This window comes from Kocuria sp. ICS0012 (assembly GCF_001665945.1).
In the GTDB taxonomy this organism is placed as follows: Bacteria; Actinomycetota; Actinomycetes; order Actinomycetales; family Micrococcaceae; genus Kocuria; species Kocuria marina.
This window is the reverse complement of sequence record NZ_LZMM01000043.1, coordinates 1-24,184: the sequence shown is the minus strand read 5'-3', so window position 1 is coordinate 24,184 and position 24,184 is coordinate 1. Positions and strand designations below refer to the sequence as shown.

20 protein-coding genes and 1 riboswitch are annotated in these 24,184 nt (G+C 68.8%); of the genes, 9 read left to right on the top strand and 11 right to left on the bottom strand.

What is annotated here, in order from left to right; genetic code table 11:
* Nucleotides 1-117 precede the first annotated feature (117 nt).
* The gene (locus tag A5728_RS06895) at nucleotides 118-1,692 is read left to right on the top strand and encodes a sodium:alanine symporter family protein (protein WP_082943302.1); all 1,575 of its coding nucleotides are present in this window, start codon (nucleotides 118-120) and stop codon (nucleotides 1,690-1,692) included.
* 152 nt (nucleotides 1,693-1,844) lie between these two features.
* On the opposite strand, the gene A5728_RS06890 is transcribed toward A5728_RS06895, so the two are convergent.
* From A5728_RS06890 to A5728_RS06875, 4 genes are all read right to left on the bottom strand, one after another.
* On the bottom strand, nucleotides 1,845-2,720 hold the full coding sequence (locus A5728_RS06890) for a D-hexose-6-phosphate mutarotase (protein WP_064846338.1): 876 nt from the start codon (nucleotides 2,718-2,720) through the stop codon (nucleotides 1,845-1,847).
* Nucleotides 2,721-2,770: 50 nt separating this feature from the next.
* Nucleotides 2,771-4,231, bottom strand: coding sequence for an amino acid permease (locus A5728_RS06885; protein ID WP_064846337.1), 1,461 nt, complete (start codon nucleotides 4,229-4,231; stop codon nucleotides 2,771-2,773).
* A gap of 182 nt (nucleotides 4,232-4,413) precedes the next feature.
* Complete coding sequence (locus A5728_RS06880; RefSeq protein ID WP_064846336.1) at nucleotides 4,414-5,889, bottom strand: sodium:alanine symporter family protein; 1,476 nt, start codon at nucleotides 5,887-5,889, stop codon at nucleotides 4,414-4,416.
* A gap of 261 nt (nucleotides 5,890-6,150) precedes the next feature.
* Entirely contained in the window at nucleotides 6,151-7,398 is a 1,248-nt protein-coding gene (locus A5728_RS06875) for a multidrug effflux MFS transporter (protein WP_082943301.1), read from the bottom strand.
* Nucleotides 7,399-7,515: 117 nt separating this feature from the next.
* Between A5728_RS06875 and trmB the strand changes: the two genes are divergently transcribed.
* The 3 genes from trmB (at nucleotide 7,516) to catC (ending at nucleotide 10,910) form a co-directional block, all read left to right on the top strand.
* On the top strand, nucleotides 7,516-8,508 hold the full coding sequence (trmB, locus tag A5728_RS06870) for a tRNA (guanosine(46)-N7)-methyltransferase TrmB (RefSeq protein WP_231885549.1): 993 nt from the start codon (nucleotides 7,516-7,518) through the stop codon (nucleotides 8,506-8,508).
* Nucleotides 8,509-8,582: 74 nt separating this feature from the next.
* Nucleotides 8,583-10,592 carry a BCCT family transporter gene (locus A5728_RS06865; RefSeq protein ID WP_082943300.1) on the top strand — a complete coding sequence of 670 codons (2,010 nt, stop codon included), beginning with the start codon at nucleotides 8,583-8,585 and terminating at the stop codon, nucleotides 10,590-10,592.
* 6 nt (nucleotides 10,593-10,598) lie between these two features.
* A complete protein-coding gene (gene catC, locus A5728_RS06860) occupies nucleotides 10,599-10,910 on the top strand; it encodes a muconolactone Delta-isomerase (protein ID WP_035964097.1) in 312 nt (103 codons plus the stop codon).
* An 81-nt stretch (nucleotides 10,911-10,991) separates the two neighbouring features.
* Here the strand turns inward: catC and A5728_RS14775 are convergent, their stop codons facing one another.
* The 4 genes from A5728_RS14775 to dnaK form a co-directional block, all read right to left on the bottom strand.
* A complete protein-coding gene (locus tag A5728_RS14775) occupies nucleotides 10,992-11,546 on the bottom strand; it encodes a heat shock protein transcriptional repressor HspR (protein ID WP_082943299.1) in 555 nt (184 codons plus the stop codon).
* Between the two features lies 1 nt (nucleotide 11,547).
* Nucleotides 11,548-12,588 (bottom strand): DnaJ C-terminal domain-containing protein, encoded by a 1,041-nt coding sequence (locus A5728_RS06850; protein WP_064846335.1) that lies wholly within the window; start codon nucleotides 12,586-12,588, stop codon nucleotides 11,548-11,550.
* Nucleotides 12,589-12,670: 82 nt separating this feature from the next.
* Nucleotides 12,671-13,321, bottom strand: a complete 651-nt coding sequence (locus A5728_RS06845) for a nucleotide exchange factor GrpE (RefSeq protein ID WP_064846334.1) — start codon at nucleotides 13,319-13,321, stop codon at nucleotides 12,671-12,673.
* A complete protein-coding gene (dnaK, locus tag A5728_RS06840; protein WP_064846333.1) occupies nucleotides 13,318-15,195 on the bottom strand; it encodes a molecular chaperone DnaK in 1,878 nt (625 codons plus the stop codon). Before dnaK ends, A5728_RS06845 begins: the two co-directional genes overlap by 4 nt.
* Before the next feature lie 341 nt (nucleotides 15,196-15,536).
* On the opposite strand from dnaK, the gene A5728_RS06835 reads away from it, so the two are divergent.
* The 5 genes from A5728_RS06835 to A5728_RS06815 all read left to right on the top strand — a co-directional run bounded on the left by A5728_RS06835 (nucleotide 15,537) and on the right by A5728_RS06815 (nucleotide 20,653).
* The gene (locus A5728_RS06835) at nucleotides 15,537-17,525 is read left to right on the top strand and encodes a BCCT family transporter (protein WP_064846332.1); all 1,989 of its coding nucleotides are present in this window, start codon (nucleotides 15,537-15,539) and stop codon (nucleotides 17,523-17,525) included.
* Between the two features lie 183 nt (nucleotides 17,526-17,708).
* Nucleotides 17,709-18,548, top strand: a complete 840-nt coding sequence (locus A5728_RS06830; RefSeq protein ID WP_082943304.1) for a TetR/AcrR family transcriptional regulator — start codon at nucleotides 17,709-17,711, stop codon at nucleotides 18,546-18,548.
* 40 nt (nucleotides 18,549-18,588) lie between these two features.
* On the top strand, nucleotides 18,589-19,080 hold the full coding sequence (locus tag A5728_RS06825) for a low molecular weight protein-tyrosine-phosphatase (RefSeq protein ID WP_064846375.1): 492 nt from the start codon (nucleotides 18,589-18,591) through the stop codon (nucleotides 19,078-19,080).
* Entirely contained in the window at nucleotides 19,077-19,703 is a 627-nt protein-coding gene (locus tag A5728_RS06820; protein ID WP_064846331.1) for a hypothetical protein, read from the top strand. The genes A5728_RS06825 and A5728_RS06820 overlap by 4 nt, the downstream gene beginning before the upstream one ends.
* Entirely contained in the window at nucleotides 19,700-20,653 is a 954-nt protein-coding gene (locus tag A5728_RS06815) for an aminotransferase class IV (protein WP_231885548.1), read from the top strand. Before A5728_RS06820 ends, A5728_RS06815 begins: the two co-directional genes overlap by 4 nt.
* An 85-nt stretch (nucleotides 20,654-20,738) precedes the next feature.
* Here the strand turns inward: A5728_RS06815 and A5728_RS06810 are convergent, their stop codons facing one another.
* The 3 genes from A5728_RS06810 to A5728_RS06800 are packed head-to-tail and all read right to left on the bottom strand — an operon-like array spanning nucleotide 20,739 to nucleotide 23,925.
* Nucleotides 20,739-21,542: an energy-coupling factor transporter transmembrane protein EcfT gene (locus A5728_RS06810; protein ID WP_064846330.1), complete on the bottom strand. Its 804-nt coding sequence runs from the start codon at nucleotides 21,540-21,542 to the stop codon at nucleotides 20,739-20,741.
* Nucleotides 21,539-23,305, bottom strand: a complete 1,767-nt coding sequence (locus A5728_RS06805; RefSeq protein WP_064846329.1) for an ABC transporter ATP-binding protein — start codon at nucleotides 23,303-23,305, stop codon at nucleotides 21,539-21,541. Before A5728_RS06805 ends, A5728_RS06810 begins: the two co-directional genes overlap by 4 nt.
* On the bottom strand, nucleotides 23,302-23,925 hold the full coding sequence (locus A5728_RS06800) for an ECF transporter S component (protein WP_035964079.1): 624 nt from the start codon (nucleotides 23,923-23,925) through the stop codon (nucleotides 23,302-23,304). Before A5728_RS06800 ends, A5728_RS06805 begins: the two co-directional genes overlap by 4 nt.
* Before the next feature lie 58 nt (nucleotides 23,926-23,983).
* A riboswitch (TPP riboswitch) is annotated at nucleotides 23,984-24,090 on the bottom strand.
* Nucleotides 24,091-24,184 lie beyond the last annotated feature (94 nt).

Genomic DNA, 24,184 nt, shown 5'->3' with positions numbered 1-24,184 from the left:
TGGTCCGCCACTGCGGCGTCGTCATCTTCCCTGCCGGGACCGCCCCCCGGGACGCGCGCCGAGCTGCTACGTTAGTCAGCAATTCGCACCGTTGCTCACGGAAAGCTCCGTACCCCCATGGAAACCCTCCAACACAATCTGGACTTGGTTCGTGACCTGATCTGGGGGCCGTGGCTCCTGATCCCCCTGCTGCTGGGAACGGGGATCTTCCTGACGTTCCGCTTGCGCGGCATCCAGTTCCGACTCTTCACCAAGGCCATGAGCCTGGGATTCGGGCGCCGTTCCCGGGCCACCGGGGAGAAGGGCGACATCTCCTCCTTCGCAGCGATGTCCACGGCGCTGGCCGCCACGGTGGGGACGGGCAACATCGTGGGTGTGGCAGCGGCCATGTCCATCGGCGGCCCCGGCGCCCTGTTCTGGATGTGGATCACCGCGCTGTTCGGCATGGCGTCCAAGTACGCGGAGTGCTTCCTGGGCGTGCGCTTCCGCACCCGGGACACCGCCGGTCAGCTCACCGGCGGACCGCAGGTGTACCTGGCCCGCGGCATCCCCAACAAGTTCGGCCGCTTCCTGTCCGTGATGTTCGCGGTGTGTTGCGTGGTGGCCACGTTCGGGATCGGCAACATGACCCAGGGCAACGCGATCGCGTCCAACCTGGAACACACCTTCAACGTCTCCCCCGTGATCACCGCCGTGGTCCTGGCCGTGGGCACCGGGCTCGCCCTGCTGGGCGGCATCCAGTCGATCGCCAAGGTCACCACGTACATGGTCCCGCTCATGATCGTGCTTTACATCGGTTCGGGGCTGTACATCATCGGCGTGAACTTCCAGGGGATCCCCGAGTCGCTACGCCTCATCTTCACCGGCGCGTTCACCCCCATGGGTGCCGCCGGCGGTTTCGTGGGCTCCACGGTGCTCATGGCCATCCAGATGGGTGCCGCCCGCTCCCTGTTCTCCAACGAGTCCGGCATGGGCACCGCCTCGATCGCCGCGTCCGTGGCGCAGACGAGCCACCCCGTGCGTCAGGGTCTCGTGTCCATGACCCAGACCTTCGTGGACACCCTGGTGGTCATCTCCATCACCGGTTTCGTGATCCTCACGACCGGGGTGTGGAACGGCGCGGACACCGCGACCATGACCTCCGTGGCGTTCTCCACGGGCCTGCCCGGTTCGTGGGGCGGGATCGTGGTCACCATCTGCCTGGTGCTGCTGGGTTACTCCACCGTCCTGGGGTGGGCGTACTACGGCGAGCGCAACGTGGAACGCCTCGCGGGGGCCCGAGCGGCCATCGTGTACCGCGTGATCTTCTCCCTCGCGGCCGGTCTGGGCGCCCTCGCCCCGCTCACGCTCGTGTGGTCCTTCTCGGACATCATGAACGGGCTCATGGCCATCCCCAACCTGATCGGGCTGATCATCCTCTCCGGCCTGGTGGTCCGGGAGACCAACCTGTATCTGAAGAACGATCCCAAGTTCAACGCCACGACCGATCAGATCGACGCGTTCATGGGCACCCACCCCGGTGCCCTGGACGCCCAGATCCACCACACGGTGGACCTCTCCTCGGCCAACCCGGCGCTGTCGGAGACGGGTACGCTGCCCGTGGTCCCGCCCGCCGAGTCCCCGCGCGCCGGGGCCGCTACCGGTGCGGCACCGGGGGGCGACGCCGCGGCGTCGTCCGCCGAGCGCGACTGACGGTCCCGCACCCCGGGACTTTCGCCCCGGGGCATTCCCACACCGGGGCGTTCCCCGCGGGGTGCGGGCCGGGCCGAGCGGCGCTCTCGCCGGGCGCCAGCGACGTTGCGTGGCGAGAGCGCGCTTAGGTGTCGTGGGCGACGGGCGCCTGCTCAGGCGTCGTGGGCGACGGGATCCTGCGCCATGAGCTCCTGCACCTCGATGCTCTGCACGAGGGTGTGTGACTCGCCGGCGGCGAGCCGGACCGGGGAGCCCATCACGTTGCCCGCTTCCACGCACAGCATCTGCTGCCACTCGTCGTCCGCGAAGTCCGCCATGGCCACGGACTTGTCCGCCCAGGGGTTCCACACCACGGTGCTGTCCGAGCCCTCCTTGGTGATCACGAGAGTGCGACCGAGCTCGGGGTCGGAAACCCGCACCTCGCCGCGATGGGCGAACACGGCGTCGGTCTCGCCCGTGATCGTGAGTTCCCCGCTCTGGCGCCGCTGCTCCTTGGCCACCTTGTCGTAGTAGGAGACACCGTCGAGGCCGGTCACGCTCACGCGCCGGGAATCGCCCACGTGGAGGTAGCTGTGCAGCGCCTCCTCGAAGTCGAAGGTCCCGGTGCCGGTATTCGTCACGGTGAGCGCCATACGCAAGCGGGCGCCCACGGTGACCCGGAACCGGGCCTCGAACTCGTGGGGGAACGTCTCGCGCAGGTGCTCGGCCACGTCCGCGGGCGTGAGGGTGAACTCGGCGTAGGCGTGACCCTCGGTGTCCTCCCCCTGCTCGGCGAGCTGCCACTCGGTGATCCGCGCGAACCCGTGTGCGGGGTCCATGTCCCCCGTGCGCCCGGGGCCGAACCACGGGAAGCAGATGGGGACAGCGCCGCGGACCGCTCTGCCCGTCTCGTTGTAGGAGCGGGAGGAGACCCACAGCACGGGCTCGTGATCCTCCGGTGCCCACGACACCACGTGCGCGCCGTAGCTCAGGACGGATCCCGAGCCGTCGGCGCAGGACAGGGACAGGGGTTCCGGCAGTCGAGTCATGTCCCCAGCTTAAGCATGGGGTGCGTGCTGAACAGGGGGCCAGGCGTGTTCTATCGGGACGGGTGTTCATGCTCCGCGGGGCGGGCCATCTCCTGCTTGAACCACTCGAAGGTCTGCCGGTGGGACTCCGTGCGGCGTACGAAGGCCCACGAGATTCCCAGCACCACGAGCCACGCGGCCACCGCGACCAGCCCCGTGGCGGTCTGGGGATCCGTGCTCAGCGCCCACGCCACGAACACGAAGAACGCGAGCACCACAGCGCACATCACCACGCCGCCGGGCATCTTGTACTCCGAGGTGGCGTGGCGCTCGGGGAACTTCATGCGGTAGCGGATGTAGGAGATCAGGATCATGGACCACACGAACACGAACAAGAGGGACGCCACGGACGTGATCAGCGTGAACGCCTCGATGATCGAGTCCCCCGCGTAGAGCACGGGGATGGTCAGCAGCAGGATGCCCGCCGTGAGGTACAGGGCCCGCACGGGTACGCCCACGCGGTTGAGCCCCTTGAAGATCCCGGGTGCGCTGCCCTCCGCGGAGAGACCGAACATCATCCGGGACGTGGAGAACACCCCGGAGTTGGACGAGGACATCGCGGAGGTCAGCACCACGAAGTTCACCACGGACGCGGCGCCCGCGAGCCCGGCCAGCGCGAACATGGCCACGAACGGGGACTGCTCGGGGTTGATCGAGCGCCATGGGGTGACCACCAGGATGGCCAGGAGGGATCCCACGTAGAAGATGAGGATGCGCACCGGGACGGAGTTGATCGCCCGGGGAAGGGTCGTGCGGGGATCACGGGCCTCGGCCGCGGTGGTGCCCACGAGTTCGATGCCCACGAACGCGAAGACCGCGATCTGGAACCCCGCGACCACGCCCATGGCGCCGTTCGGGAACCACCCGCCGTCGTTCCACAGGTTCGCGAGCTGGGCGGTGTGCCCGTCCGGGGATGCGAAATGGGTCAGTGCCATGATCGCACCCACCACGATCAGGGCCAGGATGGCCACGATCTTGATGAGCGCGAACCAGAACTCCATCTCCCCGAAGTTCTTCACGCTCACGGCGTTGAGCAGGAACACGATGAGGACCACGAGGACGGTGGGCAGCCACAGCGGGACGGCCGCCCACCAGAACTGGACGTAGCCCGTGATGGCCACGAGCTCGGCGATCGCCGTGACGATCCAGCAGAACCAGTAGGACCAACCCACGAAGAACCCCGCCCACGGGCCGATCAGATCGGCGGCGAAGTCCGCGAAGGTCTTGTAGCGCAGATTGGACAGCAACAGCTCGCCCATCGCGCGCATCATGAAGAAGAGGAAGAAACCGATCACCACGTAGATGAACACCACGGCCGGGCCCGCCAGGGAGATGGTGCGCCCCGATCCCATGAACAACCCGGTGCCGATCGCACCGCCGATCGCGATCAGTTGGATGTGTCGATTGCTCAGGCCCCTACTGGGCTCGAAGTGCGTGTGCGGCGGCGACACCGCGGTGGAGCTGTTCGTCATGGAGTCAGAGGGTACTCCCGGGCGGGCGCCCAACCGTAGCGGGGCCTGCGCCCGGGTGTCGGGAACAGCTGAGGCCCGAAACGGCAGGTGATCCGCGGATCACATGCCGTTTGGGGCCCTGGCTGTTCAGCGCCGTCGGGACCGAGGGCCCCGACAAGCTCGGCGAGCGGGCGGAGCGGCGCTCAACGCACGCGCTGCACCCGGTCCGGGCGTCCGGAGTCGGTGGAGACGTAGCTGTCGATGGCCCCGGGGCGGCCCTCCATGAACCCGTCGATCTGCAGCTTGTCCGCGCGCAACTGCGGGTCGTTGCGCAGGTAGTGCTTGGTCTCGCGGGCGATCAGCCCGGAGAGGATGAGCAGACCCAGCAGGTTGGGCAGCGCCATGAGCCCGTTCATGAGGTCCGCGAAGGACCACACGATGGCCAACGGCACGCTGCAGCCCACGAACACGATCAGCGAGAAGAACACGCGGTACGGCATCACGGACCTGCGGCCGAACAGGCGCTCCATGCAGCGCTCGCCGTAGTAGGCCCAGCCCAGGATCGTGGAGTACGCGAAGAGGATCAGGCCCAGGGTCACGATCAGGTGGCCCCACCCGCCGGGCAGCCCATGGCTGAAGGCGTCCCCGGTCATGGTGGCCGCGAAGTCCTTGCCCTGGTCCCACACGCCGGTGGTCACGATCACGAGGCCCGTGCAGGTCACCACGATGATGGTGTCGATGAACGTCTGGGTCATGGACACCAGGCCCTGACGGACGGGGTGAGTGGTCTGCGCGGCCGCTGCGGCGATGGCCGCGGACCCCATGCCGGACTCGTTGGAGAAGATGCCGCGGGCCACACCCATCTGCACCACCAGGATGATCGCGGATCCGGCGAAGCCGCCCACCGCGGAGTGCCCCGTGAAGGCCGTGCTGAAGATGCTCCCGAACGCCGCGGGAACGGACTCGATGTTGACTGCCAGGATGTAGAGCGCGCCCAGGACGTAGAAGACAATCATGATAGGCACGAGCGCGGCGGTGACCTTGCCGATGGACTTGATCCCGCCCACGAGCACGAGCAGCGTCAGCGCCGCGAGCACGAGGCCCGTGACCCACACGGGCACACCGAAGGAGGACTCCACGTTCGCGGAGATGGAGTTGCCCTGGGTCATGTTGCCGATCCCGAAGGACGCGAGCACCGCGGCGATCGCGAAGAACAGGGAGAGGAACTTGCCGAAACCGTTGGGGATCCCGCGGAACAGGTAGTACTGCGGACCGCCGGAGATCTCGCCCTTGGCGTCTCGGGTGCGGAACCGCACGCCCAGGAAGGCCTCCGAGTACTTGGACGCCATGCCCAGCACGCCCGTGACCCACATCCAGAACAGGGCGCCGGGGCCGCCGATCGAGATGGCCGTGGCCACGCCCACGATGTTGCCGGTACCCACGGTCGCGGCGAGCGCCGTGGTCAATGCCTGGAACTGGGAGACGTCACCGCCGGGGGCGTCCTTGTCCTTGCGTTCGAACAACGCGAGGCGCAGTGCGGGGATCAACTTGGTGATCTGCAGTCCGGACAGCCGGATGGTCAGGTAGACGCCCGTTCCGAGCAGCAGCGGGATCAGGAGGAACGGCCCCCACACGAACCCGCCGATCGTGTCGAGAATGGATTGGAGCGAATCGAGCATGAAGGTGTCCCTCGTTCAACTGGGGCAGGATGCCACGGACGGTGTGTGAACAATGTCACTGTCCCGGACAGTGAACCACATCCCGCGCGGTTCCGGGCCCGTCGGCGCGCGGAGCGGGGGCCATGTCGCACGGCTCGCGGGACGACGCCGCCGGGTCCGGGCATTCACCCGACGGGCGACACCGCCGGGTCGGGACATTCGCCCTCCGGACGACGCGGCCGGGACGTCCGCCCGACGAACGACGTTGCAGCGCCGGGTGGTTCACCGGAGGGGCGTCCCCTGCCGGCGCGCCGTGAGGACCAGTCCCACGGAGATCACGGCGCATGCCGCCATGCTCAGCGCCATGGGCACCGCGGTGTACTCCCCGCCGAGGCCCGTGAGGGGCGTGACGAGCCCGGCCAGGATGAACTGGGCCATGCCCACCACGGCGGAACCTGTGCCGGAGAGGCGCAGCCGTTGGGCCTGGCGCTGGGCCATAGCCACGGCGTTGCCCAGGACGAGTCCCATGCAGGACTGGGCCAGGAACAACAACACCAGGGTGATCGCTCCGACCACGCCCAGCAGCACCAGGACCATGTTGAGCACGGAGAAGGTTGCGAGTCCCGTGACCCCCACGAGCAACAGGGAGGAGGGGTCCCGACTGCCCACGAGCTTGGTGTTGACCACTCCCATGGTGATCGAACCGCACGCGTTGATCGCGAAGATCACGGAGTAGACCAGGGCGCTGAAGCCCAGCACGTTCTGGATCACGAACGAGGACGCGGAGATGTAGGAGAACAGCGCACCGAACGCGAAGGCGAAGCTCAGGGCGTAGAGCGTGAAGTGCCGATCACTGATCACCTGCCCGGCGTTGCGCAGGATGCGCCCCAGCCCGCCCCGCGAGCGCTGCCCCGGCGGGAGGGTCTCCGGCACGATGAACACGGAGCACGCGAGCATCACGGCCCCGAAGATCGCGAGCACCCAGAACACCACACGCCAGTCGGCCACGGTCGCGATCACACCGCCCGCGAGCGGTGCGACCACGGGTGCCAGGGACGTGATGAGCGCGAGCACCGAGTACAGCTGGGCCGCGCGGTGGCCATGGGCGATGTCCGAAACCACGGCCCGGGCGATCACCACGCCCGCCGCCCCGGCGAGACCCTGCACGAACCGCAGGGCGAGCACCCAGTGGATGTCCGGGGCCACGATGATCCCCACGGACGCGAGCAGGAAGATCAGGTTCCCCGTGACCATGAGTTTGTGCCGCCCCAGCACGTCCGAGAGCGGGCCCAGCAGGAATTGACCCAGAGCCATGCCCACCATGTACGCGGTGAGGGTCAGCTGGATCATGCTGGCCGGGGAGCCGAACCACTCGCCCATCTCCGGCATGGACGCGAGGTACATGTCCGTGGCCAGCGGGCTCACGGCGGAGAGGATGCCCAGGGCGCCCACGAGCACGATCCAGTCCAGGCGCGGGCTCAATCCCAGCCTGCTGCGACCGGGCTCGGGGAACGCGGGGTTCTGGGTCATGCGGGCTCTCCTGGCACGCGCCTGGGCGCTGAGGGGTGGGCGGGCTGTTCAAATAGTAGGTGCCGGGGGTCACCCGATCCCCTCCTGTGACGCCCCCCGCGCCTAGGATGATCCACGATGGAATCCAGCGATCGCACCCCTGACACGTCCGCGCACGACGCGGCTCTCCCGGACTCCCCGGGCAGCGCCCCGGAGGCGTCCCCGGCCCCCGAACACCGCACCGAACAGCCCGCCGAGGCCCGTGCCGCCGGTGCCGCGCCGTCGTCATCCGAGCACACCGATGCCGATGCCACCCCGACGAACGACGCCGCTCCGACAGGCGACGACGCTCCCGCGGGTCCCGCCGCGGCGACCGGCGGTGCCCCCGCGGGCGTGGCGTTCCCGCGGCAACCGTACTCGTTCGTGCGCCGCGGTGACCGGTTGTCCCCCAAGCGCCAGAAGGCGTGGGACGAGCATGCGGGCGAGTGGGTCCTGGACATCCCCCGCGTCATGACCGACACGTCCGTGGATCCCGGCTACCGCCTGGACCGGGAGGCCGTGTTCGGCCGCGTGGCGCCGGTCGTCGTGGAGGTGGGCTCGGGCCTGGGCGAGGCCATCGTGGCCCATGCGGCGGCCCACCCGGAGCTGGACCACCTGGCCGTGGAGGTCTACAAGCCCGGTGTGGCGGATCTACTCATGAAGGCCGCCCAGGCCGGTGTGACCAACGTGCGCGTGGCGCAGGCCAACGCCCCCGAGGTGCTCGAGCACATGCTGGAACCCGGTTCCGTGCACGAACTGTGGGTCTTCTTCCCGGACCCGTGGCACAAGACCCGCCACCACAAGCGGCGCCTGGTCTCCCCCGGTTTCGCCGAACTGGCCGCCCGCGTCCTGGAACCGGGTGGACTGTGGCGGTTGGCCACAGACTGGCAGGAGTACGCGGTGGTGATGCGCGAGGTCTTGAACGGCGCGGACGCGGACTTCGAGAACGTGCATCCGGGTCCGCTCACGGACGACGAGCACCCGGACGCCGGGTGGGCCCCGCGCTGGGAGGGCCGGATCCTCACGAGTTTCGAACGCAAAGCCACGGAAGCCGGGCGGATCCCGCGGGACCTGACCTACCGTCGTCGTTAGCCGGACCCGGGGACGAACCGGTCCGGGGGCCTATTGTGGGAAGGTCCCTGACCGACCGACCCGCAGGAGTCCCGGTGTCCTCCAGTACACGACCGTCCCACCCGTCGGACGCGGAGCCCGAGCCCTCGCCGCGCGGGGGCGCCCGCAAACCGGCGAACCGCAAGGACGCCACGCGCTCGTTCCTCGACGAGATCAACTACCCCCACAACATCCACCCGGCCGTGGTGCCTGGCGTGTCCGTGGAGGACCAGAAGGTGCGCTACGGAATCGACAAGATCGTGGTGGGCGTGGCCGGCGGGTTGATCGTCGCGTTCATCGGGTGGGGTGTCGTGGACACCGCGTCACTCACGGCCGTGTCCGGTGCGGCGCTGAACTGGACGATGCTCAACATGGGGTGGGCGTTCAACGTCCTGGCGATCGGGCTGCTGCTCTACCTGCTGTACATCGCGGTGTCCCGCTACGGGCGGATCCCGCTGGGCCTGGACGGGGACCGGCCCGAGTACTCCACGGCGTCGTGGGCGGCCATGCTGTTCGCGGCGGGGATCGGGATCGGGATCATCTTCTTCGGCCCTTTCGAGCCCATGACCTACTTCCTGTCCCCGCGCCCGGGTTCCGCAGACCCCGGCACGGTGGACGCCATGAAGAAGGCCTCCGCGCAGGCCGCGCTGCACTGGGGGCTCAACGCGTGGGCCATCTACGGTCTCGTGGGCGTGGCGGTGGCCTACACGTCCTACCGGCGCGGACGCGTTCCACTCATGAGTTCCGTGTTCGCACCGTTCTTCCACAACGGCAACACCGACAACCTGGCCGGCCGGATCATCGACATCCTGGCGATCCTGGCCACCCTGTTCGGCACCGCGGCGTCCCTGGGCATCGGTGCCCTGCAGATCGGGCGCGGTGTGGAGATCTTCACGGGTCTGGGCCCCTCGGGCAACGCCGCGGCGGTCGTCATCATCGCGGTGCTCACCGCGGGGTTCATCGCCTCGGCGGTCTCGGGCGTGGCCCGCGGGATCCGATGGTTGTCCAACATCAACATGGTCCTCGCCGTGGGTCTGGCACTGTTCTTCTTCGTCCTGGGACCCACCGCGTTCCTGCTCAACTTCGTGCCCTCCGTGATCGTCACGTACTTCGCCGAGCTGCCCACCATGCTGTCCGCGTCCATGTCGGACGGCCCCGAGATGCAGGCGTTCCTGTCCTCGTGGACCACGTTCTACTGGGCCTGGTGGGTCTCCTGGGCACCCTTCGTGGGGGTCTTCGTGGCCAAGATCTCCCGGGGCCGCACCATCCGTCAGTTCATCCTGGGGGTGCTGTTCATCCCCTCGTCCATCGTGGTGATGGCCTTCACGGTGCTCGGCGGGACCGCCATCCACCAGCAGATGCAGGACCACGCGATCGCCCCGGACGGCACCGCGCAGACCCTGCCGGCCCCGGAAGAGATCTTCTTCACCGTCCTGGACGGCATGCCCGCGGCCGGCATCATGGCGGGAATCGTGGTGCTCATGCTGGCCATCTTCTTCATCACCACCGCGGACTCCGCCTCCGTGGTGACGTCCCAGATGTCCCAGCGGGGCAACCCAAACCCCAAGCGGCGGATCACCGTGTTCTGGGGACTGTGCATGGCCGGGATCGCCGTGGTGATGTTGTTGATCGGCGGACAGAACGCGCTCACGGGTCTGCAGAACCTGATCACCGTCACGGCCCTGCCGTTCACGCTGATCATGTTCGTCATGGCCGTGGCCTTCCACAAGGACCTGCGCCGGGACCCCATGGTCATCCGCGAGCAGTACTCGCGCTGGGCCGTGGACAAGTCCGTGCGCCACGGCATCGACGAGTACGGGGACGACTTCACGTTCTCGGTGGAGCGCGCCCCGGACAGCAAGTGGGCGGCGGGCGCGGACTTCGACTCGAGCGCCCCGGAGGTCACCGAGTGGTACCGGCGCACGGACGAGGACGGCAACCCCGTGGCCTACGACTACGAGACGGGCGAGTTTACCGATTCGCACGACGTCGTACACCCCGGCGAGCGCGCGGCAGCGCCTAGGGTGGAACCCGACGCACCCTCCACGGACCCCCAGAGAAAGTAGCCCCGCATGTTGTTCCTGGCCCGCATGGACGTGGTCTTCCCGGAATCGATGACCGACGAGACCAAGGCTGATTACCAGCACCGCGAGAAGGCCTACTCCGGTGAACTCCAGCGCACGGGTGTCTTGAAGGGCATCTGGCGCGTGGTGGGCGAATACGCCAACTACTCGATCTACGACGTCGAGGACAACGACGAGCTGCAGACCGTCCTGTCCGGGTTCCCCATGTTCGCGTACATGAACGTCAAGGTGACCCCGCTGGCCAAGCACCCCAACGCCACCACGGACGACTTCTTCGACGGCAACACGATCCAGGAGTAGTCCTTCCCGGTACCCCGGATGACGAGATCCCTGCGGCCCTTCCCGAGAGGAGCCGCGGGGATCTCGCCGTTCGCGGGTCGTCTACTTCTGCGAGCCGCGCAGCTTCGTGGTCGACGACGACGTCGCATCCCGCCGCGCGGACGCCGCGTCCCGGCCCGGGGCCGTATCCCGGCCCAGTATGGCATCCCGGCCGGTGGCCGCAGCCTCGGGCTTGGCCGGGCGGTAGAGCATGAGAGCCTGGGACACCTTGCGGGGTGAGCGCCGGGTGCCACGGGCCATGCGCACCACATCCCCGGCGGAACCGGCGGTGAAAATCATGTCCCGCTCCTGCCGCGCCCGGCGCTCCCGTTCGAGTTCCTCGGACAGTTCCGTGACCCGGGTCTGCAGCGCCTGCACCTGGTTCTCGAGCTGGATGATGCGCTTGATCCCTTCGAGGGACACGCCCTCCTGGGAGAGCTCCTGGATCTGACGCAGTTTCTGCACGTCCAGCTGGGAGTACCGGCGGGCCCGCCCGGAGGCCCGGGACGGGGTCACGAGACCCATGCGGTCGTACTGGCGCAGAGTCTGGGGGTGCATGTCCGCGAGCTCCGCGGCCACCGAGATCACGAACACTGGCTGGGTGAAGTCGATGGCCATGTCAGAGCGCCGCCTCCTCGCTCAGGTTCGCGCGGGGGTCGAAGTCCTCGGTGGCCCGCGCGAACTCCTGCAGTGCTTCCCGTGCGGCATCGTCCAGGTCTGCCGGGAACTGGATCTGCACCGTCACGATCATGTTGCCCGTGGTGGACCCGGACGTGAAGCCCTTGCCCTTGACACGCATCCGGTGCCCGGACGACGTCCCCGCGGGGACCCGCACGGTCACGTGGCCCTCGTCCAGCGTGGGCACCTGCACGGTGGTCCCGAGTCCGGCCTCCGCAGCGGTCACCGGGATGTCCACGTGCACGTCCTGGCCCTCGCGGGTGAAGAACGGGTGCTCCTTGACCTTGACGGTCACGAACAGGTCCCCGTGGCCACCGGGCCCCGAGTGTCCCTTGCCCGCGATCTTCAATCGCTGCCCATCCTTGACGCCCTTGGGCACGCGCACCGTGGTGGACTGGCCGTTGCCCCGGCGCAGTTTCACCGTGGTGCCGTTGTACGCGGAACGCAGCGGGATCGTGGTCGTGGTGTGGATGTCCTCACCCTTGGCGGGCGGTGCCTGGTAGCCACCGAATCCGCCCTGACCCCCGCCGAATCCGCCCTGGCCGCCACTGAAGCCCCCGCCGAACCGCGAATTGCCGCCCTGGCCGCCGAACTGCGCGAACAGGTCCTCGAACCCGCCACCCCCGGAGGTGGAGTAGCTCCTGCGGCCACCGCCGCCGTTGAACAGACCCCCGAAGAGGTCCTCGAACCCGGCGCCGCCAGCGTTGCTCGCGCCACCGGGGCCACCGGCGGTGAACCGCGCCCCGGAACCCATGGCCCGGATCGCGTCGTACTGTTTGCGTTCCTCGGGGTCCGACAGCACCGAATTGGCCTCGGTGATGTCCTTGAACTTCTTCTCCGCGGCCGCATCCCCCGGGTTCTGGTCCGGGTGGTACTTGCGGGCCAGCTTGCGGTAAGCCTTCTTGATGTCCGCCTGGGATGCGTCCTTGGAGACGCCCAGGACAGTGTAGAAATCTTTGTCGATCCAGTCCTGACTGGCCATGACGCCTCCTTCCTCCTGGTACTTCCCTGTGTGACTCGGGGCGGGTCCCGTCATGCGGACCCGCCCCGAGGAATTTCTTGCGTTACGGCTTCGTGGCCACGGCCACCTGGGCCGCCCGGACCACTCGAGCGCCCACACGGAAGCCCGAGCGCAGCACCATGGACACGTGGTCCGGTTCCACCTCGTCGGTGGGTTGCTGCAGCACGGCCTCGTGGACGGTGGGGTCGAAGACCTCCCCCACCTCCCCGATCCGGGTGAGACCCTTCTTGCCCAGGGCGTCCTCGAGCTTGGTCGCGATCGCGGCGAACGGGCCGTCCTCGAGGTCCCCGGCCTTGCGAGCGGCGTCGACGTCGTCCAGGACCGGCAGCAGCGCGGTGATCATCTCGCCGGAGACGAAGTCCCGCAGCTGATCCTTCTCCCGCGCGGTGCGGTTCTTGAAGTTCACGAACTCCGCCTGCAGCCGACGCAGGTCCTCGAGGCGCTCGTCCGCGAGCTTCTGCGCGGCGGACTCGCCCGCCGGGGCGGCGTCGTCCTGCGACGACGCCGCGTCCGCGGCCTGCGTGTCCCCGGCCTGGGCGTCCTGGGACTGAGGGGTGTCCAGGATGTCGTCCACGGTCAGCCCCTCACCGCCCTCGGAACGCTCGGTGCCGGTGGAGTCCTGAGCTGAATGATCCGGGTCCTCCGGCACGGACTCGCCGTGACCCTTGGTGTTCTCGGAATCGCTCATGCTCACTTCCTCCCGTTCTTACCGTCTTCGTCGTCCACGACCTCGGCGTCGACGATGTCGTCGTCGTCCTTGGCCTGCGCACCCTGAGCACCCTCGGCACCCGGCTGGGCACCGGCGGCACTCTCGCTCTGGGCCTGGGCGTACAGCGCCTCACCGATCTTGGTCTGGGAGGCCTGCAACTTCTCGAACGCGGTCTTCACGGCGTCGTCGTCGTCGCCCTCGAGGGCGGACTTCACGGCGTCGACGTCGGCCTGGACCTCGGTCTTGACGTCCTCGGGGATCTTGCCCTCGTCGTCATTGAGCAGCTTCTCCACGGAGTACGCCTGCTGTTCCGCGTTGTTGCGACGGTCGGCGGCTTCACGGCGCTGCTTGTCCGCGTCGGCGTTTGCCTCGGCGTCCTTGACCATGCGGTCGATGTCCTCCTTGGACAGCGAGGTACCGCCCGTGATGGTCATGGACTGTTCCTTGCCCGTGCCCTTGTCCTTCGCGGACACGTGCACGATGCCATTCGCGTCGATGTCGAACGTGACCTCGATCTGCGGCATGCCGCGCGGGGCCGGGGCGATGCCCGTGAGCTCGAACGTGCCCAGGTTCTTGTTGTCCCGGGTGAACTCGCGCTCGCCCTGGAAGACCTGGATGGACACGGACGGCTGGTTGTCCTCCGCGGTGGTGAAGGTCTCGGACCGCTTGGTGGGGATGGCCGTGTTGCGCTCGATGAGCTTGGTCATCACGCCGCCCTTGGTCTCGATGCCCAGCGACAGCGGGGTCACGTCGATCAGCAGCACGTCCTTGCGGTCGCCCTTGAGCACACCGGCCTGGATCGCGGCGCCGATGGCCACGACCTCGTCCGGGTTCACGCCCTTGTTGGGGGCCTTACCCGCGAGCTCGGTGACCTTCTCGACCACGGCGGGCATACGGGTGGAACCACCCACGAGCACCACGTGGTCGATGTCGGAGACATTGATCCCGGCCTCGGAGATGACGTCCTTGAACGGCTTCTCGGTGCGGGCCAGCAGGTCCTTGGTGAGGTCCTCGAACTTGGCACGGGAGAGCTTCTCGTCCAGGTGCACGGGGCCCTCGGGGGTCACGGACAGGTACTGCAGGGAGATGGTCGTGGACGTCGCGGAGGACAGTTCCTTCTTGGCCTGCTCGGCCGCCTCCTTCAAGCGCTGCAGGGCGATCTTGTCCTTGGACAGGTCCGCACCGGTCTTGGACTTCACCTGCTCCAGCAGCCAGTCCACGATGCGCTGGTCCCAGTCGTCGCCACCGAGGCGGTTGTCACCGGCGGTGGCGCGGACCTGGATGGTGGAGAAGTCGTCCTCGTCCTTGCCGACCTCCAGCAGGGAGACGTCGAACGTGCCGCCACCGAGGTCGAAGACCAGGATGAGCTCGTCCTCCTTGCCCTTCTCCAGACCGTATGCCAGGGCCGCGGCGGTGGGCTCGTTGACGATGCGCAGCACGTTCATGCCGGCGATCTCACCGGCCTCCTTGGTGGCCTGGCGCTCGGCGTCGTTGAAGTACGCGGGAACAGTGATCACGGCGTCCGTGACCGTGTCGCCCAGGTAGGACTCGGCGTCCGCCTTGAGCTTCATGAGCGTACGGGCGGAGATCTCCTGCGGGGTGTACTTCTTGCCGTCGATCTCGGTGGTCCAGTCCGTGCCCATGTGGCGCTTCACGGAGGCCACGGTGCGGTCCACGTTGGTCACGGCCTGGCGCTTGGCCACGTCGCCCACGAGGGTCTCGCCGTCCTTGGAGAAGGCGACAACGGACGGGGTGGTGCGGTTGCCCTCGGCGTTCGCAATGACGACGGGCTCGCCGCCTTCCAGTACGGATACCACGGAGTTAGTGGTACCGAGGTCGATTCCTACTGCACGAGACATGTTCTATCCCTTCGTTGTTCCGATGCGGTCCGGAGGGGCGCCGACGCGGCCGGTCCGTGAACCTTTAAGACTTGAGCTTTCGAGACTCAAGTTTACACCTTGAGCTACCCCTGTCAACCTAAGTTGAGTCGCAACGGCTCAAGTATCTGCACACCGCGTCTCGCCCGAGCTGCCGGGAATTCCACAGCAATTCGGGGGTGGACACTTAGCCGCGTTACACTGATGAGTTTGTACGCCCAGGGCGAAACGTGCCGGGCCCGCACTGACCCCGACCCCTCCAGGAGCGCCACCGCACCACACGAGCTCACCGATCACCCACCGCCGCAGTCAGGAGAACTGTCTTGAGCACGCCACCGCATTCCACGGACCGAGAACCATCGACCACCCCGCCCCACGACCACGCCACCCAGGGATCGACCGCGCGCAGCAGGTCCCGTCAGATCATCGACGAGCTCACCTACCCGCACGGCATCCACCCCGCGCTCGTCCCCGGTGTGGGCGTGGAGGACCGCAAGGTGCGCTTCGGCACCGACAAGGCCGTCTTCATCGTCACCGCCCTGCTGATCGTGGGCTTCATCCTGTGGGGCATCCTGGACACCGACAGCCTCACGAGCGTGTCGAGCACCGCGCTCGCGTGGGTCACGGCCAACACGGGGTGGTTCTTCATCCTGTTGTCCACCGCGGCGGTGCTGTTCATGCTGTTCATCGGTTTTACGCGCACCGGGCGGATCAAGCTCGGCCGTGACGACGAGGAACCCGAGTACTCGTTCTTCTCGTGGCTCGCGATGCTCTTCGCCGCGGGCATGGGCATCGGCCTGATGTTCTACGGGGCGTTCGAGCCCATGTCCTACTTCGAGGGCGGCATCCCCGGCTTCTCGCACGTCGCCGAGCCAGGCCAGGACTCCATGGTGGTCTACTCCCTGGTGCAGTCCGCGTTCCACTGGGCCCTGAACCCGTGGGCGATCTACGCCGTCGTCGGTGTCTCCGTGGCCTACGGCGCCTACCGCCGCGGGCGCGCACCCCTGATCTCGCGGGTGTTCACTTCGTTGCTCGGCCACAAGCGCGTGGACGGGCCCCTGGGCAAGCTCATCGACGTCTTCGCGATCTTCGCAACCCTCTTCGGCACCGCCGCCTCGCTCGGCGTGGGCGCCATGCAGATCGGTTCGGGCATCACGATCTTGGGCGGGATCGGCCCGCTGGGCAACAACGCCCTGATCGGGATCATCGCCGCGCTGTCCGTGTGCTTCGTCATCTCGGCCGTGTCCGGCGTCTCCCGGGGTATCCGTTACCTCTCGAACATCAACCTGACGCTGGCCTTCGTGCTCGCGCTGTTCGTGTTCTTCGTGGGCCCCACCGTCTTCCTGCTCACGCTGATCCCCTCCACGTTCTCCACCTATATCTCCGAGTACCTCTTCATGACCGGACAGTCGGCCGCGTGGGGTCCTGACAGCGCCGAGTTCTCCAACACCTGGACCGTGTACTACTGGGCGTGGTGGCTGTCCTGGTCCCCGTTCGTGGGCATGTTCATCGCCAAGATCTCGCGCGGGCGTTCCATCCGCCAGTTCGTGACCGTGGTCCTCGTGGTCCCGGCCTCCGTGTGCATCCTGTGGTTCATCGTCTTCGGCGGCTCCGCCATGTTCTTCGCGAAGAACGGGGCGGACCTCTCCGTGGAAAACGGCGCCGAGTCTATGCTCTTCGGACTCTTCGACCAGCTCCCGCTCACGGCCGTCACCTCGGTGCTGGCCATGGTCGTCATCGGCATCTTCTTCGTGACCAGCGCGGACTCCGCGTCCGTGGTCATGGGCACCATGACCCAGCGCGGGCGGCCCAGCCCCAGCAAGTGGATCGTGATCTTCTGGGGTGCGTGCCTCGCGGGCATCGCGATCGTGATGCTCCTCGTGGGTGGCGACGACGCCCTGGCTGGCATGCAGAACCTCGTGATCGTCTCCGCGCTGCCGTTCGCGGTCATCGTGGCCGTGATGATGGTCGCCCTCTACCGGGACCTGCGCAACGACCCGGCCACCCTGCGCACCCGCTTCGCGGTGTCCGCCGTGGAGAAGGCCGTGTCCGCGGGTCTCGCCGAGCACGGCGACAACTTCGCCCTGCAGGTGGAGCACGCCGAGGGTCATCGCGCCGCGGGCAACACTTTCGACTCCCACGATCCGGCAATCACCGAGTGGTACCGCCAGACGGACGAGAACGGGGACGAGACCGACTTCACGTACAAGTCGGCGTGGGTCTCCTCGGCCGCCGACGACATCGCGGACGGCACCCCCGAGGGCGAGGCCCCGTGGGAACAGACCACGCCGAAGCACCGCAACGACCAGTGACACCGATGGCCCGCTGAACCGGGCCCCCTCCCGAACGCGGGGTGCACGTCATTGGACGCGCACCCCGCGTTCGCGTACCGGGACACCGTTTGGTCCCGCACGGCCACGCTGCGTACGTTGGTGCGCATGAACGACGGCCCACCACGATCCCCCGATCCGGATCCCGATTCCCGGCCCCGGCCCATGAGCCCATCGGGAAACGGGCCCGGGGGCGCCGCGCGCGAGCACGTGCCCGGCGCCCCCGACACGGGCGGGGCGAGCGGGAACCGGGCCCAGCGGCGTCGTGCGTCGCTGTCCCTGGAGACGATCGTGGACACCTCGATCGCGGTACTGGACCGCGAGGGGTCGCGGCGCCTGACCCTGCGCGGGCTCGCGACCAAGCTCAACAGCGGCGTGGCGAGTCTCTACTGGTACACCACCGGCAAGGACGACCTCATGGCCCTGGTCACGAGCGAGGTCCTGGGCCGCGCGCTGGGCCAGTTCCACGCGCTGTGCAGGGACGGTGAGCCGGGGCCGGAGGAGTTCGAGGCCTTCCCGGCACCCAGGGCGGATCCCCGTACGAGCGCGGCCACGGCGCAGGCCCTCGAGGAACTGCGGTGCCTGTGCCTGTGCCTGTTCTCCCAGATGCGCGAGCACCCGTGGCTCGCCGGGCAGCTGCTCAGCACCACCCGCAGCGAGGAGAACGCGTTGCGCACGTGGGAATGCACGGGACAGTTGCTGCAGCGCATGGAGCTCGACGCCGAACAGCGGTTCTACGCATCCCTCGCCGTGGCCAACTACGCGTTCGGAACGGGCGCGGGAATCGCCCACCGTCACAACCGGCCCGCCGCGGAGGAATCCGCCCGGCAGGTGCACGAAAAACTGGAACGGGCGGGCCGTTCGGGGCCGGGGATGCTCCCGGTGGTGCGTGCCATGCTGGACTCGTTCGGTGAACACGACGACCGCTCGGAATACATCGCGGGCCTGGAACTGCTGCTCGCGGGCATCGAACGTCAGACGTGGGGTGGCTCCTCGACACCTTGAGGCCACTCACGGGGAACGGATTTTTCGTACAGTGGAGGTCATGTTCTCCATCGTCACGGTTTGCACCGGCAACATCTGCCGCTCGCCCATGGCCGAGGCCCTGCTGCGATCCGAGCTCACCGACGCCGGTCTCGCGCAGCGCGTCCGCGTCAGCTCGGCGGGCGTGAGTGACGAGGAACACGGCAACCCCGTGGATCCCCGCGCCCGCACCGTCCTGAACAGGAACCACCTGGAACTGCCCGAGCATCAGGCACACAGGATCACGGACGTCGAGCTCGCGGACGCGGACCTGATCCTCGCCATGACCCGGTCCCACAGGGACCAGCTGCAGCGCCGACTGCCCACGGACGACGCCCGGAAGGTCCGGCTCATTCGCAGCTTCGACCCGGCCGTGGCCGACTCACAGGCGGGCCTCGACATCGCCGACCCATGGTACGGCGGTTCGGACGACTTCGACACCGCGTGGGAACAGATTACGGCCGCCACCCCGGGCGTGGTCTCGTGGGTCGAGGATCGGATCGACGCGCGGTGATCTCCCCGGACGAGGGTTTCCAGGACGACGAGATCGCCCAGTACCCGGAAGGCGTTAACCTCGCACGGTTGCTGCCCCCACCCACGCGCAAGCCGTTCATCGTGGGCATCGACGGCCGTTCCGGAGCGGGCAAGACCACGCTGACCGAGCAACTCTCGCAGGTGCTGGAGCGCTCGCACGATGTCGTGAGCTTCCACCTCGAGGACATCTACCCTGGGTGGAACGGACTGCTCGAGGGCATGGAACGGTACCGCGGTGAGATCCTCGAACCGCTGCGCCGCGAGGAGGACGCCCACTGGACCGCGTGGGACTGGCTGACCAACGAGCCCGGCACCCCGCGTCTGACCCGCACCGCTCAGATCGTGCTCGTGGAGGGCGTCGGGGCGTGCCACCGCGAGGCCCGGGCGTTGTTGGACGTCTCCGTGTGGGTCGAACTCCCCGCCTCACAGCGCAAACAGCGCGCCCTGGACCGGGACGGCGCCACGTACGAGAAGTACTGGGACGTGTGGGCGGAGCAGGAGGAGCAGTACCTCGGTGAGGACCCCGTGTGGGAGTCCGCCGAGATCCTCCACCCCGGACCCTCACCCCAGGAACCGGGCACGGAACAGCGGGATACCCCGTGATTTCGCCCGGTGCCGGGACACCCGCTCCGTCCCCCGCAGCACCCGGACCCGCCGCGGCCGTGCTGATCTCCCCGATCGGTGCCCCGCCGCGGCTCGTGGACCCGCATGAGGCCCACGTGAGCCTCGAGGACCAGGGACTCACCCGCGGGGACGGCGTCTTCGAGACCCTCCACGTCCTGGACGGCACCGCGTACAAGCTCGACGCCCACCTGGTCAGGCTGGGGCATTCCGCGAGGACCGCCCAATTGCCCGCACCGTCCGCGGATACGTGGCGCGAGGCCCTGACGGCGGCGCTCGCGGCGGCCGGTCCCGGCGCCCGCGACCCCTCGGCCGATCTCGGGGCGGAGCACACGGTCAAGTTGAGCATCAGCCGCGGTGTCCCCGGTGATCAGCCGTGGGCGTGGCTCACGGTCGCGCCCGTCCCCAAGCGGACGTTCGCCGCCCGGCGCACGGGGGTGTCCGTGGTGTTGCTCGAGCGCGGCCACGACCCCGCGGAGGACACCGGGTTGCCGTGGCTGCTCCCGGGGGTCAAGACCCTGTCCTACGCGGTCAACATGGCCGCGGTGCGCTACGCCCACGCCCACGGCGCGCAGGACGCCGTGTTCATGACCTCCACGGACCACAGGATCCTGGAGGGCGCCACGTCCTCGGTGGTGTGCGCACGGCACGACGACGGCGCTGCGCCCACCCTGCTCACGCCCGAACCGTCCCGCGGGGTGCTGCCGGGGACGTCGCAGGCGCGGATCTTCGACGCCGCCCGCGAGCGCGGCTGGGCCGTGGACTACGGACCGCTGTACCCCGAGGACCTGTTTGGGGCGAGCGCCGTGTGGCTCACGTCCTCCGTGCGGCTCGCGGTTCCCGTGACGAGTGTGGACGGGCGGCCCGTGGCCTCGGACCCGCAGCTCACCCGGGCCCTTACGGACTTCCTGCTGGGCCGCCCGGGGCGCTGAGCGCGTCACGGCTGGTCGCCGCCCGCACCGCCCGTCCCGTCTCGACATGCCCGGGCGCGAGTGCTCCCCCGTCACCTTCGGCGCATCACTGCCAGATGAAGCGGTGCGCCCCCGTGAGCAGGGACAGCGTCACCGCGGCGACCGCGATGAGCACGGTGGCACACCCCACGACCACGTCCACGCGGCCGAAACGGGGCACGCGCGCCCATGTGCGCGGACCCGCCCCGAAACCGCGCGCCTCCATGGTCATGGCCAGGCGCGTGGCCCGGCGCAAGGACTGCACGAGCAACGTGAACGCGAGACCGGCGAACTCGGTGAGAGCGGCCCACGGGCCCCGCGCTCCCCCCGCACCGCGGGCGCGCCGGGCCGCCGCGAGCACACCCCACTCGGTGACCATGACCTCCACGAGCCGCAGGGCTGCGAGCGCCGCGAGCACGAAGCGCGCCGGCAGCTTGAGGGTTTGGGCGAGACCGTCCGCGAGGTCCGTGGGGTCGGTCGTGAGCAGCACGGTGATCCCGGGCAGGGCGATCGCGAGCCCACGCAGGGCGATCGCGCCACCGGCCGCGAGGGATCCCGTGGTGATCGTGATCCAGCCCAGGTGCAGCAGGACGGGACCGCCCTCGGGTGAGAGCACCGCGGTCCCCCACCCGCTGATCAATGCGGCCACCACGATCGGCCACAGGGTCGTGAGCAACCGCCAAGGACCGATCCCGGCGGCGGCGAGCAGGATCAGCTGTCCCCCGAGTGCCACGCCGCTCGTCACGGGGTCCGCGCTGACCACGAGCACCGCCGTGATCACGAGAGCCCCGAGCAGTTTCACCACGGCATTCGTCCGGGCGAGCAATCCCGTGCGGGCCACGGTGGGCAGCACGCTCGCGACCGTGCTCATGAGCCGAGCCTCAGCTCGTGCGCGCCCAGGGCCGCGACCAGATCCCGGTCGTGGGTCACGACCACCACGGCCGTTCCCCCGTCCAGCTCCTCGACCAACAGGTCCACGAGCTCCTTCCAGGTCCGGGCGTCCTGACCGAACGTGGGTTCGTCCAGGATCAGCACGCGCGGGGACGCCGCCAGGACCGTGCCCACGGACAGTCGCCGCTTCTGCCCGCCGGACAGGGTGAACGGGTTGGCCTCGGCAAGCTCCTCGAGGCGCAGCCGTCGCAGCAGCTCGGCCACCCGGGCGCCGTCCGCGTCCGCCATCGCGTCGGTGACGCGCGCATCGCGTCGGCCCGCGCGGCGTCGTCGTTGTCGGGGACCGAACGCGAGTTCCTCGCGCACCGTGGGCCGCAGGAACTGGTGCTCGGGGTGCTGGAACACGGTGCCCACGCGGGAGACCAGTTCCGCGCCGTCCCACAGGGAGGGATCGGCGGGCGCGTCGGTCGCGAGGGCGGCCGTGGCCCGCACGGTACCGCGCACGGGCAGCAGCAGTCCGGCGAGGGTCAGCGCGAGGGTGGACTTCCCCGCGCCGTTGACGCCCGTGACGGCCAGCGCGTGCCCCGCGCGGACGTCCACGGTGATGTTCTCCGCCGCCGGCGCGGCCCCCGGGCGCACATCCGGTTCCGGGTACGTCTCCCCACGCCGCCACGCGGTGAGCGCCCGACGACGCCGCCGCGCGAGCGCTCGCCGGCCCGGTTGGCTCCGGGACACGGCGAGGTCGCGCGCGCTCAACAAGGTGGTGCCCCGTGCGATGGCGACGGACACGGTGGGGGAACCACCCGTATCCTGCGCAGACTCCGCGACATCCGGAGCTCTCATGGACGACGCGGCCCGCGCATTCTCCGAACACGCCGCGAGTGGCGTGTTGCCGTGTGGCTCCGTGGAGGAGGTTGTCCGCCGTGCCGCGGGATCCATGCCCTTCAAGGCATGCACGGGAGTGCGAGTGCGCGGTACCCAGCCGGGGACCCACGTCCCCTGGTGCTGCAACAGCTCCCGGGCGTCCTGCAGGGTCTGCTGCGCGGGGCCGTCGAAGGCCACCCGACCGTCGTCGCCCAGCACGATCACGCGGTCCACGACCGGTTCCCACAGGGCCACCCTGTGCTCCACGACCACGAGGGTCGTCCCGTCCTCACGCACCGCATCGGCCACGGCGCGGCACAACTGCTGCGCCCCCTCGTGGTCCACGCTCGCCGTGGGTTCGTCCAGCAACAGCAACCGCGGGCGCATGGCCAGGGTCCCGGCGAGCGCGAGACGTTGTTTCTGGCCCCCGGACAGCGCCGTGGTGGGGTGATCGAGAGGAAGCTCCAGGCCCACGCGCGCGAGCGATTCCCGCACGCGAGGCCAGATCCGTTCGCGGGGGACGGCGAGGTTCTCGAGGCCGAACGCGACGTCGTCCCCCACGCGCGAGAGGACCACCTGCGTCTCGGGGTCCTGGTGCATGAAGCCCACCGTGCCGCGGGCGTCGCGCGGGTCGACACCCGCGACGCTCAACCCGCCCGATGCGGAACGGCCGTCAGGGTCCTGGTCCACACCGGCCAGTGCCTGCAGGAGCGTGGACTTGCCGGCCCCGGACGGGCCCAGAAGCAGGACGCGTTCGCCGGGCTCGATGATCAGGTCCAGGTCCACCAGACTGGGCGTCTCGCGGCCGGGGTGATGCCATCCGAACCCCTCCAGGACCACCCGCGCGCCCGTGAGCTGCACGGTCGGTTCCGCGGTCATCGGCGCACGGCGCCGGAGGCCAGTGCTCCGAGGACACCCGTGGCCTGCAGGGCCTTCATCACGGCCCACATGAGCAGCCCGGCGATCACGGCCCCGGAGAGCGTGGTCAGCGCCGCGTAGACGACCTGCTGGTCCAGGGCCCACTCGAAGTTGTACATGATGTTCTCGCTCACGCCCAGGAACAGCCCGGACACCGCCCCGCCGATCGCCGCGGTCACGGGACCGAACCGGCGGTAGCGGGTCAGGAGGAACACGACCTCCACGCCGAGGCCCTGCACCAGACCGGAGAGCACCACGAGCCACCCGAAATGCGTACCCAGGAAGCCCTCGATCACGGCCGCGAGCAACTCGCAGAACAGGGCCGCGCCCGGTTTGCGGATGATCAGGGCGCCCAGGGTACCCGCCACGAGCCAGCCCCCCGCGATGAGGCCCGCGGACGGCGGGTAGGCCACCGTGCCCGCCGAGACCGCCGGGTACAGGAGGTTGGACCACATCCAGAAGATCACGGCGCACACCGCGGCCAACACGGCGGTGACCACGATGTCCACGACCCGCCACGACGAGCTGCGGTTGCCGCCTGCGCGCGGTGTACGGGTGGGGGTGTTACCGACCTGCGTCATGCTGAATCCTCCTGAAGATCCCAGGAGGGGAAGAACACCACCCGCCGTTGCGAGCGGGTCCTTGAGATACTCGACTCCCTAGCGCCGGTACGAGCCGGATCAGGTTCGAGGGTCTGCGCTCACGCGCACTCTCAGCGCCGCGGTGGCGCTCCCCTGTCGTTGAGACGCCAGTCTAGACCACGACGGCGGGTGGTGTTCTTCCCCTCCTGGGATCTTCAGGAGGATTCAGCATGACGCAGGTCGGTAACACCCCCACCCG